We start from the raw sequence: 15,007 nt of genomic DNA, 5'->3' as shown, positions 1-15,007 counted from the left end.
AAAAAATCAATATATCGGCAAAACATCTAAATTGCACCAACCTAAAAAAGGCTCCGATAATCGGAGCCGTAAACACATCATTTATAGCTTAAAACGAGTAATTGTATTTTTTAACGCTTCAGCTTGTCCTTTTAATTCGGAGGCAAGCTTTTCAACATTTTCAATAACCGCTGCCTGCTGGTTTGTTGCCGTCGTAACCTCTTGTGCACCGGCAGACGTTTCTTCAGCAATTGCGGCCACTTCTTGCGATTGGGTGGAGGTATGAACGATGCTTTCCATTTGTTTGTCGACTAATGCTGTAATTGCTGTGACCGATTCAGCCATTTCATTGACTGTTTTCGTCATTTCCTCAATGACATTATTTGTTTTAGCACCTTTTTCTGCTTCTGCATTGGCCACTTCAACTTGGTTGGCAATTTGTTGAACGACATTTTGTACTTCTTCCTGAATATTTTTAATCAGTTCAGAAATACCCTGCACGGCTTTTCCACTTTCGTCAGCGAGGGTCCGGACTTCCTCCGCTACGACAGCAAAGCCCTTGCCATGTTCACCAGCCCGCGCCGCTTCAATGGAAGCATTCAACGCTAATAAATTCGTTTGAGCTGCAATATCGCCTACAAGCTGAATAATTTGTTCTACTTTTGCAGCGTTATCTTCCAATCGTTTAACCGTTTGCAAGGAATCTTCATTTTCCTTTGCAAGACGTTGAATACCGGATACTAATGAATGAATAATATCTTTTGATTCTTGAAGATCCTGTACCAGTTCGCGCGAAACATTTCCAGAACTCTTAGCTGTCTCCTGAACCTCTTCTGCAATGCGGATTACATCTTCAACAGACTCTGCTGTTGCTTGAATCGACACTGCTGAATTATCTGCTCCCATCGAAATTTCGCTAATCGTTCTTGCAATCGCTTCTGCTTGTTCAGCAGCAGCAGAGGATTCACGGGAAATGGAGATTACTTTTTCATTCGTCGCTTGGAAGTTTTCATCAATTTTTTGCACCATTTCTTTCAGGTTGAAAAGCATGTGATTGAAAGCAACTCCTAGAGCACGAATCTCATCATCGGATTTTGAAAGTTCAACATCAACGGAGATATCGCCATGGGCCGCCTTCAACGCAACCTTTTCCAATTTTTGCAACGGTTTAATAATAAATCCGGCTGCTAGAAAAGCCAAGATACCAGACCAAATAATCCCTAAGCTTAATGTAATAATCGTGAATGTAATTTCTCCGAATGGCAGCATATCTTGAATAATTGGATATAAAAAGTAAATAAATAGTCCACTCGTTGTATAAGTAATGAGTGCAAGCGTCGTAATAAATAAGACCAATTTTTTTCTTAGGCCAAACTTATATTTCTTTTTCTCCTCCATCTTCTTCCTCCCTAAATGTCTCCGAGACCATTAATTTCTCGATTATTTTCTTTATATTCTCACTGATGTCAATATAGGTCTTTCTATATGTTTCTAAGGAGCCACCAAATGGATCGTGAATATCACTATTTATTTTTTCACCTGCAAATTCCTTTAAAGTAAATACTTTCCCCTCAGAGTTTGGAAACATAGAGAGAACAGTTCGCTTATGGCTTTCCGTCATCGTGAATATATAAGAAGCCCAATCCACTAACCCCTTCGTAAGCATAGACGACTGGTGAACGTGCTCAATACTCTCTTCTTCCAATATTTTTTGTACATGCGATGATGCAGGTGCCCCATCCATTGCATATACTCCAGCAGATTTCACTTCAATTCCAGGAATTTTTTTACTTTTTAAAATAGCTTCTGCCATTGGACTTCTGCAAGTATTACCTGTGCAAACAAATAGTATGCGAGTCACCCTGGTTCCCCCTTCTTTCTACATTATAAGACATTTTTATTAGAAAAGAAGAATTTTTTTACAAAAAAACACCATCTATAGTCCTAGTCGAATATTTATGTCCTGAATGAAACCTTTCCCATCATTAAGATAAACCATTCAAGCCTGTTGTATTTCCCTTTCTAATATTTCTCATTATATCCTCTATCTCTCTGAAACAAAATAAAAAAAAGCTGCCATTTTACAGCAGCAGCAATTTTATTCCAAACGCAAGCAAAATGCCGCCACCAAGGGCTTCGCTATACGTTCCCAACCAGCCTTGTACTTTTCTTCCTAGCAATAAGCCAAGCCATGTAAGAATACATGCTCCCAACCCAAAACAAACAAGAACTAACACCGTTTTTGCCCCGTAAATTCCTAAGGTCAAGCCTACGGAAAAACTGTCAATACTCACCCCTAGCGCAAAAAGAAGGAGCCCTAAACCAACGGGTGTGAACCGTGATTCTTCCTCCTTTTTAAAGCTTGATAAAATCATTTGTACTCCTAAAAGAAGCAATAGCCCCCCGCCAAGCAGGGCTGCAACCTCTCCAAATTGTTTTGACAGAAAGCGACCAGCCACCATTCCCAGCATTGGCATTAGCACATGGAAACAGCCGATTGTGATCCCGATTTTAAGGATTTGCTTCAATCTTATTGGGATCATTCCCATTCCTAACCCTACGGAGAATGCATCCATCCCAAGAGCAAATGCCATTATCATTAGTGTGATCATTTCTCCAATTATTTCAGACATCCATGCGCCCCCTTTGGATCTGCTATTTCAGCATATGCATGTCCATAAGGGGACAAGAACTAGAAATCATTTTGTAACATAAATGTAATATTCTAATTTTCCGGGATCACCTTATGCCCAGCTGCTTTCAAAAGGCGATTCATAATCGCTACACCAACTCCTTCATGAACGAAGGTTTCACTAAAAATAATGTCCACTTCCGATTTGTTGAAGCTTCTAAGCGCATCATACAATCCACTCGCTACAGACTCTAGCCTGCTTCTTTGTCCACAAACCCGAACGATGTCACTATCATAATATTCTCGGTTCTCTTCCGTGGTCAGCACACCGACCTTAAGACCCTCTCGTTTCTTTTCAGAGATGAGCTGTTGAATATATTCTCGACTTCCTTTTACTAAAAAAAGAGGCGCATCAGGTGCATAATGGGTATATTTCATTCCAGGTGACTTTGGCGCCTTATCCTGATTTGTCAACGCTGGATCAACCTTGATGAAACCAATTTCCGCTTCTAGCTGTTCCTTTGTAACACCGCCAGGCCGCAAGATTTGTGGAATGTCACCCGTGCAATCTAAGACGGTTGATTCCACTCCAATACCCGTTGGCCCACCATCCACAATGGCGGATACTTTCCCATTTAAGTCTTCCCAAACATGCTCTGCCGTTGTCGGACTAGGCCTGCCAGAACGGTTTGCACTCGGCGCTGCAATGGGGAGACCTGACGCTTGAATGAGCGCCAAAGCAACCGGATGTTCAGGCATGCGGATTGCAACTGTGGATAACCCCGCAGTTGCAAGTTCAGACAGTACCCCTGCTTTCTTTTGAAAAATAATCGTTAAAGGACCTGGCCAAAACTTTTCCATTAAAAGCTTCGCCGTCTGCGGAATGTCCGCAACAAACTCCTCAATTTGCTGAAATTCACTTATATGAATAATTAACGGATTATCACTCGGTCTTCCTTTTGCTGCAAAAATCTTCCTCACCGCAGCATCTGACTTTGCGTTTCCACCCAAACCATAAACGGTTTCCGTCGGAAAGGCGACAACCTCATTTTTCGCTAATCTATCTGCAGCATCTATTATTTGTGGATATGTTGACAGATTATCCACATTTTTATCCACTTTCAAGTATAATGTATCCATAATCTTCCACCTTCTTTTTCCTTCCATCTAAACGGTACTTTCCTACTTTATCACGTAAAAAAGTATAAGAGAAGGGGATATGATTCTCAAGTTTTATCCACAAATTGTGGATAAAACTGTTTGAAAAGTGGATAACTTTGTGGATATATCCACATTATTCAAGTTTTAAACACATAAATAACGAATTGTCCACATTCATAATATGTTTCACATGCTCTGAAGCAAATAATCCTTTAGGCAAATTCTCTTTATCTTCTCTGTCAAAACCCAATACTGAAAATAACGATAGCGCAGAGCGTTTGTTTGTTGCAAGATATAGACTTTCAAACTTTTTTTCCCGGGCAAGCTTAAGCATTTGTTCAAGAAGAAAAAGTAAATCATTTTCACTAAGTTTTTGCGTCATTGCTAAAGAACGTAGTAAGCCATATGCCCCTAACGGCTCTATCCCTATTGTTGCCAGGATTCGTTCATCCTCATCTTCCAGAATTAAAAAGTAATCGATCGCTGCTTCGACCCCTTCTGTTCCAAGGTTCGCCTTTTCTAGAAATGCTACTAACTTATCCTTATCTTTCATTCGGGCACAACGTACTAATGCTTCCACCTACTAACACCTCTTTTTTTAATATCTACTCTATTAATATGTGGATATGTTGTAGATAGAACACTTTTTGCTAGAATACATTGTACTACGTTCATTTGCATTTTCTGTACGTAATCAGAAGATCCGAATCCTATTATCCAAAGATCTTTTCAAAAATTTCTACTAGGAAGAACTTTACTTTCACTTCTTCTTCTTCATCCTCGACGAAAAGCGGCTCCTCTTGATTCTCTTGATTCTCTTGTTCGACTTCCACCGATTCTTCGTCTATCCCTTCACTTACTGCTACACTGTTGGAAAAATCAAGGAAGCATAGCGGGGGAAAAAGAACACACCACCAGTTCGCACCTTGCCCTTCTCCAATCGTAACAAGAATTGCCTCGTATTCACCTGCTGGATAGAGAAACTCACCGTATAGCTTTGTTGGAAATTCGACTTTTTTATCGTAAGCAGCTTCCACTTTATCGGTGCTGCCGTTATCACGTACTACGTTTTCTGCAATCTTTTGAATGTCCGGCATTCTTGACTCTATTAATCTGCGTGCTGCTTCTACAGAAGTTAAATCCTCCACCCATGCTGTAATTTCTGCATTAATGGCATCGCGGACTTTTCTTTTCATCTCTTGATCTTTTTCATGATCACTATTTGCTAAAATACGCAACCGAATCGCTTCATTCGGAATCACAACTAAGTCATTCGCAGTTACTTCATTTTTAGGAATATATAAACTAAAAATTGTTCCAATTGACAGAATTAAAATATATGCCATTGCTACTGTTTTGGCTTTCATGTTTGACCACCCCTTCACCACACAGTGTGGACAGGAGTTGAGAATCTTAAACTATTAAAATTAAAATTTTTTACCAGTCGTGTTTTTCCGATTTCGGTCTTTAATTAAATATATCGGCCTTCATTGTGTTATATCGGTCTTTATCAAATTATATCGGCCTTAAAATCAATATATCGGTCTTCATCCCGTTTTATCGGTCAAACAAAAAAGGGCTTCCTAAGAAGTCCTTCTCGTCATCCCCATTCAGCAAACACCATGCGATCCTTGCCATTAATATCATGGATAATTTCAACGCTTGCCTGCGAAAAGGCATCCTGCACCAATTGCGCCACAAGCTCACCTTGCCCAGCCCCAACTTCAAAAGCAATCATTGCCTTTTCATTCATAACAAATGGCAATTGCTCCAGTAAGCGGCGATAAATGTCAAGCCCATCGTTCCCTGCAAAAAGAGCTCGATGTGGCTCGTGCTCTGTAACTACTACCGACATCGTTTCCCGATCCCCTTCAGGAATATAGGGGGGATTCGAAAGAAGAACATCAAATTTTTGCCCTTTTTCCATGAAAGGTGTTAGTAAATCGCCTTCAACAAAAGAAATCTCCGCTCCTAGCTCAGTTGCATTTTGCTTCGCTACCTCAAGAGATTCCCTGGCAATATCTGTCGCTGTGACGATGAGGTTTTCCCTTTCCAGCTTCATCGTTATCGCTATAGCCCCACTGCCCGTCCCGATGTCCACAAGAGAAGCGGCCTTATCCCCAAACTTTTCCTTTATCCGCTGTAGAGCATGATAGACAAGCTCTTCCGTTTCTGGTCTTGGAATAAGAACTTCTCTATTAACTGAAAAAGTTCGACCGTAAAATTCCTCGTATCCGATTAAATATTGTATCGGCTCCCCTTCACCATGTTGATGGACTGCCTTTGCAAAAGCTAGCCAAACGTCCTGCGGAAGCTCATCACGGAAGCTCGCAAACAATTTTGCTCGGCTCGTACCCATATAATGACGAAGCAATAATTCCCCCGCATTTTCATCGCGACCCCGTTCCGTTAAAAAAGAAGAAGCCCACTTGAGGGCTTCGAACACTTTCTTACACATCTGAAGCACTTTCCAATTTTGCGGACTGATCTTCTAGAATTAAAGCGTCAATAATTTCATCCAATTTCCCTTGCAAAATTTGATCGAGCTTTTGAATGGTTAATCCGATACGATGATCTGTCACACGATTTTGCGGGAAGTTGTATGTGCGAATGCGCTCTGAACGATCGCCTGTTCCAACAGCAGATTTCCGATTTTGGTCATATTCTGCTTGCGCTTCTTGTTGAAATTTATCGTATACGCGAGCACGCAATACTTTCATTGCCTTATCCCTGTTTTTATGCTGGGACTTTTCATCCTGACAAGTAACAACAATGCCGGTAGGAATATGGGTTAAACGTACAGCCGACATGGTCGTGTTGACGCTCTGTCCACCCGCACCAGAAGAAGCGTATGTGTCAAAGCGAATATCTTTATCATGGATTTCAACTTCAACATCTTCTGCTTCTGGCAAAACAACTACTGTCGCTGTAGAAGTATGAATACGTCCACCAGATTCAGTCTCAGGAACACGCTGAACACGATGTGCTCCATTTTCAAATTTAAGCTTTGAATAAGCACCATTTCCATTGATCATAAAGATAATTTCTTTAAATCCGCCTACACCAGTGGAGCTGGATTCAATTACTTCTATTTTCCAGCCCTGTGCTTCTGCAAAACGGCTGTACATGCGATAAAGATCTCCTGCAAACAAGGCAGCCTCATCGCCACCAGCAGCCCCACGAATTTCCATTATTACGTTCTTATCATCATTTGGATCTTTAGGAATCAGAAGAATCTTTAAACGAGCTTCAAGCTCTTCCACCCTTTCTTCTAGTTCACTAAGCTCTTCCTTTACCATTTCACGCATTTCAGGATCGAGCTTTTCCTCAAGCATCGCTTTTGCATCTTGAAATTGCGAGCGCACCTCTTTATATTCGCGGTAAACGTCGACTGTTTCTTGAATATCTGACTGTTCCTTAGAGTACTCTCGTAATTTCTTCGGATCATTAACAATTTCCGGATCGCTCAGTAGTTCATTTAACTTCTCATAACGGTCTTCTACCGCTTGTAATCGATCAAACATGTGTTTCACCTCAGGTTTATTTCCCTTATAAAGGGTTTGACATCCATTCATTTATAAAAACTTTACTAATTGGCATTTTATCATTAGTTTTCAATTATTGATTTGTGGACTCCATCAAATACCCATAACATTCTAATTATAGTATAGAGGTAAAACATCGTCAAAACCAAACAGAAAAAAACATGCCCAAGTTTGAGCATGCTTTTCATTAATCCTCATTAACCTTGACTTCGATATCATAACTAGGGAGTGCGGCAATCAAAATTTTATGGAGTTTAGCCTGCGCCTCCATTTTTTCCTTTGCGGAAAGATTTTTATCTGTATGAGCCGTTACCCATAAATCATTGCCGTTAATCCAAACAGAATCAGGAGTGAATTCACCAGTATCAGAAATGACCTTTTTCGCATGCTCGATATCCGTTCCTTGATTACGTTCTGAACCTGTATGAATTAAATTCGGATTTTGGTCAGACATTGTCCTTCCAGGAAGTTCACGATTCATTACATTCGTTTCGGTCGGATTTTTATCTTCAACCAGTTCATTTTGCAGTGCGCCATTACAGGCCGTTAAGCAGAAAAGAAAGACAAGCAACGAAAATTTCTTCATTCATCTCACATCCTTCACTATTCTCTTTTTAGAATGCCCAATTTTCGAAAATGTGCAGAAGAAGTTATTTCCTTTTTGTTTAATCGCGATATGTTTTTATAAAAATCAATATTTTTAATTTAAAATAAAAATAATTAATTAATTTTATTAAAAATATCAATTTTTATTATTTACTATTTAAATTATTTGATATATAATCAAAACAAACAAAGGAAAGGGTTTTAATAATGACTTATAAAATCATTACAAACTGTCCTGTCTGCAGTAAAACATTGAAGGTTACAAAGCTACACTGCTCCCATTGTCATACAACCATTGAGAATGAATTTGAATTGTCTAAACTAGCTTCATTGTCAAAAGAACAGCTTCATTTTGTTGAGATATTTTTAACATGCCGAGGAAATATCAAAGAAGTTGAAAAAGAACTGGGGATCTCTTATCCAACCGTTCGCGGGAAATTAACCGATATCATTTCGGCACTTGGATATGAATCAAAGAAGAAAAATGAAGTAGATCAGAAGAAAGTTGTAACGATGTTAGAAAATGGAGAAATTACTGCAGAAGAAGCCATTAAGCTGTTAAAAGAAGAATAGGAGGAATGAGCGATGAGAGAGGAAATTGCCAAAATATTAACAATGGTTCAAGATGGAAAAATTGATGCCGATAAGGGGGCAGAACTGATTCAAATTTTACAGGACAAAGAAGAATCTACAGAGTTGTTTGTTGAAAAACCAAAAACGAACAATTACTTAGACAAAATGCTCAAAGTTCGAATTCAATCAACGGATAACGATAATGTAACAGTCAATTTGCCCCTAAAGCTTGTTAAGGTCGTTTTAATGGCCGGTCACAGCATCGCGGCAAGCATCCCTGAGTCCGAGAAATATATAAAGGATATTGATATAAATCTTATTATTGATGCAATTGAAAATGAATTGGATGGCCCCATTGTTGATGTGAAGTCAGCAAACGGCGATACCGTTTCTGTCATCATTGAATAGTGAGTGATTATGATACATTTAAAAGTGAAAACAAAGGACATCCATTTTTCCATCCCCATTCCGTATGCTATATTAGACATCGGCATCTCGATTTTATCTTCAAAATTGGTTCAACAACAGCTTAGCAAGCGGACAAAAGAACACTTTGAAAGAAAAAAAATGGACTATACCCTTCCACCAATTGAAAAAGAAATGCTTAAGCCAATCATCAGAGAGTTAAAAAATTATAAGGGCCTTGTTCTCGTGGATATTAAAGATAAGGACGGTACGGAGGTTCATATAAGATTATAATCAGCAACGGACAGTGGTTTTTCACCAACAAAAGGCAGCGGGACTGATGTGCCCCGTAAAGTTAGACACCATTCTAATTTACGGGGTGTTTTTTATGGTTAAATTTACTGCGGAAGACAAGCGTGGGCCTCGGTCGCAGGCGCTCCCGTGGGATCCCACCTGTTCCGGCAAATTCACCCGGAGTCAAGGCCCCCCAAAATGATTCTTTTAAAAGCAGGTTGACATGTCCAAGTGATCATCTTCTTTAAATTCATGGCAGCAAACGTTCGCATCGCCTACAAGTGGCTTTCTTACCTTTTCCATAATCTTCTCAACAAAACAAAAGCACAGAGCGCCTTCGTAATAATTCGGAAAGCAGATTTCCTGCGAAAAATAAAAAACAAGGAAAGAAACACACGCCATTTCCTTTACCTGCTATAGTTAAAAGATCTCTTCAAATAGTTGCCGCACTACGTCAAACTGACTTAGATATGTTTTTTTTTGCTAGCACGTTCGGCGACTTTGGAACTTCATGATGATGGCGACAACGGGCCTCATATGCTTCTGCTGCTCCTACTAAAATAATAGGATCATCATAGGAAGCAGGACTGCCGTTAATTAAACGTTGTGTGCGACTAGCCGGCGAACCGCACACTGTGCAAACTGCTTGAAGCTTTGTGACCGATTCTGCAATCGCCATTATATTTGGCATTTGCCCGAAAGGCTCGCCGCGGAAATCCTGATCAAGCCCCGCAGCAATGACACGATGGCCACTATCTGCTAAATGCTGAATAACGCTCACGATCTCTGAATCAAAAAATTGAACTTCATCGATGGCCACTATCTCTTCATTTGATTCAATATATTTAAAAATATCTGTTGAATGAGCGATTGGAATAGCATTGAATGATGTACCATTATGAGAGACAACAGCATCGCTGCTATAGCGGTTATCAATTTTCGGCTTAAAAACAACCACTTTCTGTTTCGCGTATTCAGCCCTACGAACGCGGCGAATCAGTTCCTCCGATTTACCAGAAAACATGCTTCCGCACACTACTTCCACCCAGCCGTGATGATTTACTACATACATGTACAGGTCTCTCCTTCCATGATACATACGATTCGAACCAATGTCACCATGTTCTAGCTTCAACTAGGAGAAGCTTCCTTTCCACTTGCACAATGACTTGGACTCAATCTATGTAAAAATGATCGATATAAATCCTTGGAAATTTGGCAAAATTGAAATAAAAAACAGGCAAAGGTTCTGCCTGTTTAATGATTGATTATTGTTGTTGTGATTTAAGGCCATATTTCTTATTGAAACGGTCAACACGTCCGCCAGCTTCAGCGAATTTTTGACGTCCAGTATAGAATGGATGGCACTCAGAACAAGTTTCAACACGGATTTCTTCTTGAACAGAACCTGTTTCAAACTCGTTACCGCAAGCACATTTCACCGTTGCTTTTTTATAATTTGGATGAATTCCTGATTTCATTCCTTTTCATCTCCTTCCGCCCTGAATCTTTCGAAACAGAGTTATCATATACAGCATAGTATGGCCATGCTGTCTAAAAATCATAAACGCACAAAATCTATTATAACAGCGAGAGATCTGTTTTGCAATATGAGAATTTTTTCACACCATATAGATTTTGTCTTATGCCAACCTCCCTTTAAAAGATATGCATTTTTTCAGGAAAATGCTTAAAATTAGCTTAAGAATTTAAGATCGCTTCGCTTTAATCTCCTCATCAAGCTTGGCAAAGAACTCTTCATTCGATTTTGTTGATTTAAGCTTACGTAAAAATTTATCCACAAAATCTGGACTATCCGTCATTGATTTACGGATTGCCCACAGCTTATCTAAATGATCCTTCGGAATAAGTAGTTCTTCTTTACGTGTACCAGAACGACGAATATCAATCGCAGGGAAAATCCTTCTCTCGGCAAGGCCGCGATCAAGGTGAAGCTCAAGATTCCCTGTCCCTTTAAATTCTTCGTAAATAACATCATCCATACGGGATCCTGTATCGACAAGAGCTGTCGCTAAAATCGTCAAGCTGCCGCCCTCTTCAATATTTCGGGCTGCCCCAAAGAAACGCTTTGGTCGATGAAATGCAGCAGGATCAATTCCTCCGGAGAGAGTTCGTCCACTCGGCGGGATGACAAGATTATAGGCACGGGCAAGACGTGTAATGCTATCCATTAAGATAATAACATCTCTTTTATGCTCAACAAGCCTCATTGCTCTTTCAAGGACGAGCTCTGCAACTTTAATATGGTTCTCAGGAACTTCATCAAAGGTCGAGCTGACAACATCACCTGCGACAGAACGCTCAATATCTGTTACTTCTTCCGGACGTTCGTCAATGAGAAGAACGATTAACTCCGCTTCAGGATGATTCGTGGTGATACTATTGGCAATTTGTTTTAATAGCACTGTTTTACCTGCCTTTGGCGGCGCCACGATTAAACCGCGCTGTCCAAATCCAACTGGTGCGATTAAATCCATAATTCTCGTAGACATGTGCTTCGGTGTTGTTTCAAGCTTCATTTGTCTATCTGGATAGAGTGGAGTTAAGGCCGGGAAATGAACACGTTCTTTCGCTGATTCTGGGTCATCTCCATTCACTGCTTCAACATGAAGAAGGCCGAAATAACGCTCATTTTCTTTAGGAGGGCGAACCTTACCTGAAACTTTATCACCGTTTCTTAAATCAAATCTTCTAATTTGCGATGCAGAAATATAAATATCTTCTGAGCTAGGGGAATAGTTTATCGGGCGCAGGAAACCGAATCCTTCAGATTGAATAATCTCAAGTACTCCCTCCATGAAGAAATAACCTTCCTGCTCTGCACGTGCTTTGAGGATGGCAAATATTAGTTCTTTTTTTGTTAGTTTACTGTAGTAAGATACTCTATAAGTTTTTGCAAGTTCATAGAGTTCTTTTAGCTTCATATTTTCTAAGCCTGAAATTGTTAATTCCATCATTACACCACTCTTTAATTTTTATAAATTGGATTTTTTATCTTGAGCCTCTAGTTTGACGAACTATTTTTTATTTATTGATCACGGGACTTCGCTAAAAAATAAGGAAAGAATTCATTTTGAGGCTATAAGAAGCATGAGAAGAGATAAATTCACTTATTTTCAGTCAATTTCATCGATCAGAAAAATGCCTTGGTTTGGAAAATCCCGATTGGGAAAACGAACGTATAAATATCGTTTTATATACTTCGCCTAAATTGTGAGAACTTGACTTCAATAAAAAACAATTTTTATTTTACCCTGTTTTATAAATAGTAATCAATATAAATTTTTAATTTGGTTGTCATGTTAGGAAGGTTTTTTGTTTTGGAAGGAGTTGATGTCTTCCTGTTGACCTCAACTTTCTTAAACCTTTGTTTTGATCTCTCGTTATTCTAGGTTGCAGCTCTGGCTCAAATATGGGAGGAGCCAGAGCGTGAATAGGTTATTTTATCACTAAATGAGGTTTCTTTTTAAGGCTGTGGCGACCCTCAACAAAGCGTACTGTTCCCGACTTGGCTCTCATGACGATTGAGTGAGTAGAACCGTATGCCCCATTGTATTGCACACCTTTCAGTAGTTCACCGTCTGTAATACCAGTTGCTGCAAAGATGGCATCATCCCCCTTCACAAGGTCATCCATCCGCAGCACCTTATTCACCTCGATCCCCATCTTCTTGCATCGTTCTAATTCTGCATCGTCCTGAGGAAGAAGTCTTCCTTGAAGTTCACCACCTAAGCATTTTAAGGCGACTGCTGCAAGCACTCCCTCCGGGGCTCCACCTGTGCCGAATAAAATGTCTACCCCCGTCCGATTAAATGCCGTATTATACGCACCAGCAACGTCTCCATCATTAATTAATTTAATACGCGCACCAGCTTCACGGATCTCTTCAATGATTTTGGCATGGCGCGGACGATTCAATACCGTTGCCACAACATCCTCGATATCTTTATTTTTAGCTTTTGCAACCGCTCTTAAATTATCAGTGACAGAAGCATTAATATCAACTTGACCGACAGATTCCGGACCCACAGCAATTTTGTCCATATACATGTCTGGAGCATGAAGCAGGTTGCCCCGGTCAGCAATTGCAATTACTGCCAGCGCATTCCATCCTCCTGAAGCGACAATATTCGTCCCTTCCAGAGGATCGACAGCAACATCCACTTCAGGTCCGTTTCCAGTTCCTAGCTGTTCACCAATATAAAGCATCGGCGCTTCGTCCATTTCACCTTCACCGATTACGACTGTACCTCTCATCGGGATCGTGTTAAAAACATCTCTCATCGCTGTTGTCGCAGCATCATCAGCTTCGTCCTTTTTTCCTCTACCCATCCAACGAGCAGATGACAATGCAGCCGCCTCTGTGACACGAACCAATTCCATTGATAAACTTCTTTCCATCGGTCTTCCTCCCCCAACTATCCTCCAGCATATGAACGACTGAAGTAACAATCTGCCATTTCTAGTTTGTTTAAGCTTGTTTCATTTGCTCCATCTCTTCTTTCGAAAGCTGCTCTCTCCAAATTGTTGCTCCTAAGCCTTCGAGCTTTTCAACTAGATGACTATAGCCTCTATCTATATGGTCGACTCCAGTAATTTCGGTGACCCCTTCTGCAATTAATCCAGCTATTATTAAAGACGCCCCTGCACGCAGGTCACTTGCCTTTACTTTAGCTCCTTGAAGTTTGACCGGACCGCTAACAATTGCCGAACGCCCCTCCACCTTAATATTAGCATTCATTCTTCGCAACTCATCAATATGCTTAAAGCGGGCACCATAAATCGTATCCGTGACAACGCTCGTTCCTTCTGCCTTTGTTAACAATGAGGTAAAAGGCTGCTGCAGGTCAGTTGGAAACCCTGGATATACAAGCGTTTTTATATCTACCGCTTTAAAAATATCCGCTTTTCCAACAAAGACCTGATCATCCTTCGTCTCAATCGGAACGCCCATTTCCCTCAATTTGGCAATTAATGATTCAAGGTGTTGAGGGATAATGTTATCGATAAGAATTCCTTCACCCACCGCTGCACCTAAAATCAAATATGTGCCCGCCTCGATCCGATCAGGAATGATCGTATGTCTGCAGCCATGAAGCTCATCAACACCGTCGATACGGATGACATCTGTACCTGCTCCCTTAATCTTAGCGCCCATATTCGTTAAAAGGGTGGCGACATCAATAATTTCAGGTTCTTTCGCTGCATTTTCAATAATCGTACGTCCTTTTGCGCGGACAGCTGCAAGCATAATATTGATGGTCGCTCCAACACTGACCACATCTAAATAAATTCTAGCACCAACTAATTCGTCGGCACGCAAATAAATGGCTCCCTGCTCGTTTGTTACACTCGCACCCAATGCTTCAAAACCTTTTATATGCTGGTCAATCGGTCTCGGGCCTAAATGGCATCCTCCTGGCAAACCGATGACGGCCTTCTTAAAGCGTCCGAGCATCGCTCCCATTAAATAATAGGAGGCCCGAAGCTTTTTCACTTTCCCATTCGGCAATGGCATGGAAATCATTGAAGAAGGATCTACGGTCATTTCATGATTAGAAAACTGCACAGATCCACCAATCTCCTCTAGAAGACTTTTCAGTAACTCGACATCAGAAATCTCCGGCAAACCTTCAATCGTAACAGGTGAATCGGCTAATATAGTCGCCGGGATAAGAGCCACAGCGCTGTTTTTGGCACCGCTTATCCGCACTGTCCCTGTTAAAGGGTAACCGCCTGCAATTTTGAGCTTATCCATCTCTGACTCCCTTCTAAGTATGATGTTGTCATT

17 protein-coding genes are annotated in these 15,007 nt (G+C 40.5%); 3 read left to right on the top strand and 14 right to left on the bottom strand.

Annotated elements, in window-relative coordinates; all coding sequences use genetic code 11:
- Positions 1 to 81 precede the first annotated feature (81 nt).
- The 9 genes from NST02_RS03430 to NST02_RS03390 all read right to left on the bottom strand — a co-directional run bounded on the left by NST02_RS03430 (position 82) and on the right by NST02_RS03390 (position 7,903).
- Positions 82 to 1,377 (bottom strand): methyl-accepting chemotaxis protein, encoded by a 1,296-nt coding sequence (locus NST02_RS03430; RefSeq protein WP_095312093.1) that lies wholly within the window; start codon positions 1,375 to 1,377, stop codon positions 82 to 84.
- The gene (locus NST02_RS03425) at positions 1,355 to 1,840 is read right to left on the bottom strand and encodes a low molecular weight protein arginine phosphatase (RefSeq protein ID WP_095312095.1); all 486 of its coding nucleotides are present in this window, start codon (positions 1,838 to 1,840) and stop codon (positions 1,355 to 1,357) included. Before NST02_RS03425 ends, NST02_RS03430 begins: the two co-directional genes overlap by 23 nt.
- Before the next feature lie 220 nt (positions 1,841 to 2,060).
- Complete coding sequence (locus NST02_RS03420; protein WP_095312097.1) at positions 2,061 to 2,612, bottom strand: manganese efflux pump MntP; 552 nt, start codon at positions 2,610 to 2,612, stop codon at positions 2,061 to 2,063.
- Positions 2,613 to 2,704: 92 nt separating this feature from the next.
- Complete coding sequence (locus tag NST02_RS03415; RefSeq protein ID WP_095312099.1) at positions 2,705 to 3,751, bottom strand: L-threonylcarbamoyladenylate synthase; 1,047 nt, start codon at positions 3,749 to 3,751, stop codon at positions 2,705 to 2,707.
- Positions 3,752 to 3,905: 154 nt separating this feature from the next.
- A complete protein-coding gene (locus tag NST02_RS03410; RefSeq protein ID WP_095312101.1) occupies positions 3,906 to 4,352 on the bottom strand; it encodes a GNAT family N-acetyltransferase in 447 nt (148 codons plus the stop codon).
- Between the two features lie 133 nt (positions 4,353 to 4,485).
- Positions 4,486 to 5,139: a stage II sporulation protein R gene (gene spoIIR / locus NST02_RS03405; RefSeq protein WP_095312102.1), complete on the bottom strand. Its 654-nt coding sequence runs from the start codon at positions 5,137 to 5,139 to the stop codon at positions 4,486 to 4,488.
- Between the two features lie 233 nt (positions 5,140 to 5,372).
- A complete protein-coding gene (gene prmC / locus NST02_RS03400) occupies positions 5,373 to 6,230 on the bottom strand; it encodes a peptide chain release factor N(5)-glutamine methyltransferase (protein ID WP_340948015.1) in 858 nt (285 codons plus the stop codon).
- On the bottom strand, positions 6,223 to 7,296 hold the full coding sequence (gene prfA / locus NST02_RS03395; RefSeq protein ID WP_095312106.1) for a peptide chain release factor 1: 1,074 nt from the start codon (positions 7,294 to 7,296) through the stop codon (positions 6,223 to 6,225). The genes prmC and prfA overlap by 8 nt, the downstream gene beginning before the upstream one ends.
- Before the next feature lie 208 nt (positions 7,297 to 7,504).
- Positions 7,505 to 7,903 carry a hypothetical protein gene (locus NST02_RS03390; protein WP_095312108.1) on the bottom strand — a complete coding sequence of 133 codons (399 nt, stop codon included), beginning with the start codon at positions 7,901 to 7,903 and terminating at the stop codon, positions 7,505 to 7,507.
- A gap of 227 nt (positions 7,904 to 8,130) precedes the next feature.
- On the opposite strand from NST02_RS03390, the gene NST02_RS03385 reads away from it, so the two are divergent.
- From NST02_RS03385 to NST02_RS03375, 3 genes are read left to right on the top strand one after another with little or no spacing between them, the layout of a single operon-like run.
- On the top strand, positions 8,131 to 8,496 hold the full coding sequence (locus NST02_RS03385) for a DUF2089 domain-containing protein (RefSeq protein ID WP_340948010.1): 366 nt from the start codon (positions 8,131 to 8,133) through the stop codon (positions 8,494 to 8,496).
- A 12-nt stretch (positions 8,497 to 8,508) separates the two neighbouring features.
- Entirely contained in the window at positions 8,509 to 8,904 is a 396-nt protein-coding gene (locus NST02_RS03380) for an SHOCT-like domain-containing protein (RefSeq protein WP_095312112.1), read from the top strand.
- Between the two features lie 9 nt (positions 8,905 to 8,913).
- Entirely contained in the window at positions 8,914 to 9,195 is a 282-nt protein-coding gene (locus NST02_RS03375; RefSeq protein WP_137743465.1) for a hypothetical protein, read from the top strand.
- A 454-nt stretch (positions 9,196 to 9,649) separates the two neighbouring features.
- Here NST02_RS03375 and NST02_RS03370 read toward each other — a convergent pair whose 3' ends face one another.
- From NST02_RS03370 to NST02_RS03350, 5 genes are all read right to left on the bottom strand, one after another.
- Positions 9,650 to 10,267: a thymidine kinase gene (locus NST02_RS03370; protein WP_137743464.1), complete on the bottom strand. Its 618-nt coding sequence runs from the start codon at positions 10,265 to 10,267 to the stop codon at positions 9,650 to 9,652.
- Positions 10,268 to 10,463: 196 nt separating this feature from the next.
- A complete protein-coding gene (gene rpmE / locus NST02_RS03365; protein ID WP_095312119.1) occupies positions 10,464 to 10,676 on the bottom strand; it encodes a 50S ribosomal protein L31 in 213 nt (70 codons plus the stop codon).
- 228 nt (positions 10,677 to 10,904) lie between these two features.
- A complete protein-coding gene (gene rho / locus NST02_RS03360; protein ID WP_095312256.1) occupies positions 10,905 to 12,170 on the bottom strand; it encodes a transcription termination factor Rho in 1,266 nt (421 codons plus the stop codon).
- A gap of 484 nt (positions 12,171 to 12,654) precedes the next feature.
- Positions 12,655 to 13,617, bottom strand: coding sequence for a class II fructose-bisphosphatase (gene glpX, locus NST02_RS03355; protein ID WP_137743463.1), 963 nt, complete (start codon positions 13,615 to 13,617; stop codon positions 12,655 to 12,657).
- A gap of 70 nt (positions 13,618 to 13,687) precedes the next feature.
- Positions 13,688 to 14,974, bottom strand: a complete 1,287-nt coding sequence (locus NST02_RS03350; protein WP_095312123.1) for a UDP-N-acetylglucosamine 1-carboxyvinyltransferase — start codon at positions 14,972 to 14,974, stop codon at positions 13,688 to 13,690.
- Between the last annotated feature and the right edge of the window lie 33 nt (positions 14,975 to 15,007).

Origin of the sequence: Robertmurraya sp. FSL W8-0741, assembly GCF_038004005.1 — a bacterium.
GTDB classification, from domain to species: Bacteria; Bacillota; Bacilli; order Bacillales; family Cytobacillaceae; genus Robertmurraya; species Robertmurraya siralis.
This window is presented reverse-complemented; position numbering and strand designations above follow the sequence as displayed.

What these genes read in the sequence shown, in the direction of transcription:
- rpmE (WP_095312119.1), bottom strand. Translation starts at nt 10,676, where the DNA reads ATGAAATCAGGAATTCATCCAAATTATAAAAAAGCAACGGTGAAATGT.
- spoIIR (WP_095312102.1), bottom strand. Translation starts at nt 5,139, where the DNA reads ATGAAAGCCAAAACAGTAGCAATGGCATATATTTTAATTCTGTCAATT.
- NST02_RS03380 (WP_095312112.1), top strand. Translation starts at nt 8,509, where the DNA reads ATGAGAGAGGAAATTGCCAAAATATTAACAATGGTTCAAGATGGAAAA.
- NST02_RS03415 (WP_095312099.1), bottom strand. Translation starts at nt 3,751, where the DNA reads ATGGATACATTATACTTGAAAGTGGATAAAAATGTGGATAATCTGTCA.
- NST02_RS03375 (WP_137743465.1), top strand. Translation starts at nt 8,914, where the DNA reads ATGATACATTTAAAAGTGAAAACAAAGGACATCCATTTTTCCATCCCC.
- rho (WP_095312256.1), bottom strand. Translation starts at nt 12,170, where the DNA reads ATGGAATTAACAATTTCAGGCTTAGAAAATATGAAGCTAAAAGAACTC.
- NST02_RS03370 (WP_137743464.1), bottom strand. Translation starts at nt 10,267, where the DNA reads ATGTATGTAGTAAATCATCACGGCTGGGTGGAAGTAGTGTGCGGAAGC.
- NST02_RS03350 (WP_095312123.1), bottom strand. Translation starts at nt 14,974, where the DNA reads ATGGATAAGCTCAAAATTGCAGGCGGTTACCCTTTAACAGGGACAGTG.
- NST02_RS03385 (WP_340948010.1), top strand. Translation starts at nt 8,131, where the DNA reads ATGACTTATAAAATCATTACAAACTGTCCTGTCTGCAGTAAAACATTG.
- prfA (WP_095312106.1), bottom strand. Translation starts at nt 7,296, where the DNA reads ATGTTTGATCGATTACAAGCGGTAGAAGACCGTTATGAGAAGTTAAAT.
- NST02_RS03420 (WP_095312097.1), bottom strand. Translation starts at nt 2,612, where the DNA reads ATGTCTGAAATAATTGGAGAAATGATCACACTAATGATAATGGCATTT.
- NST02_RS03390 (WP_095312108.1), bottom strand. Translation starts at nt 7,903, where the DNA reads ATGAAGAAATTTTCGTTGCTTGTCTTTCTTTTCTGCTTAACGGCCTGT.
- glpX (WP_137743463.1), bottom strand. Translation starts at nt 13,617, where the DNA reads ATGGAAAGAAGTTTATCAATGGAATTGGTTCGTGTCACAGAGGCGGCT.
- prmC (WP_340948015.1), bottom strand. Translation starts at nt 6,230, where the DNA reads ATGTGTAAGAAAGTGTTCGAAGCCCTCAAGTGGGCTTCTTCTTTTTTA.
- NST02_RS03430 (WP_095312093.1), bottom strand. Translation starts at nt 1,377, where the DNA reads ATGGAGGAGAAAAAGAAATATAAGTTTGGCCTAAGAAAAAAATTGGTC.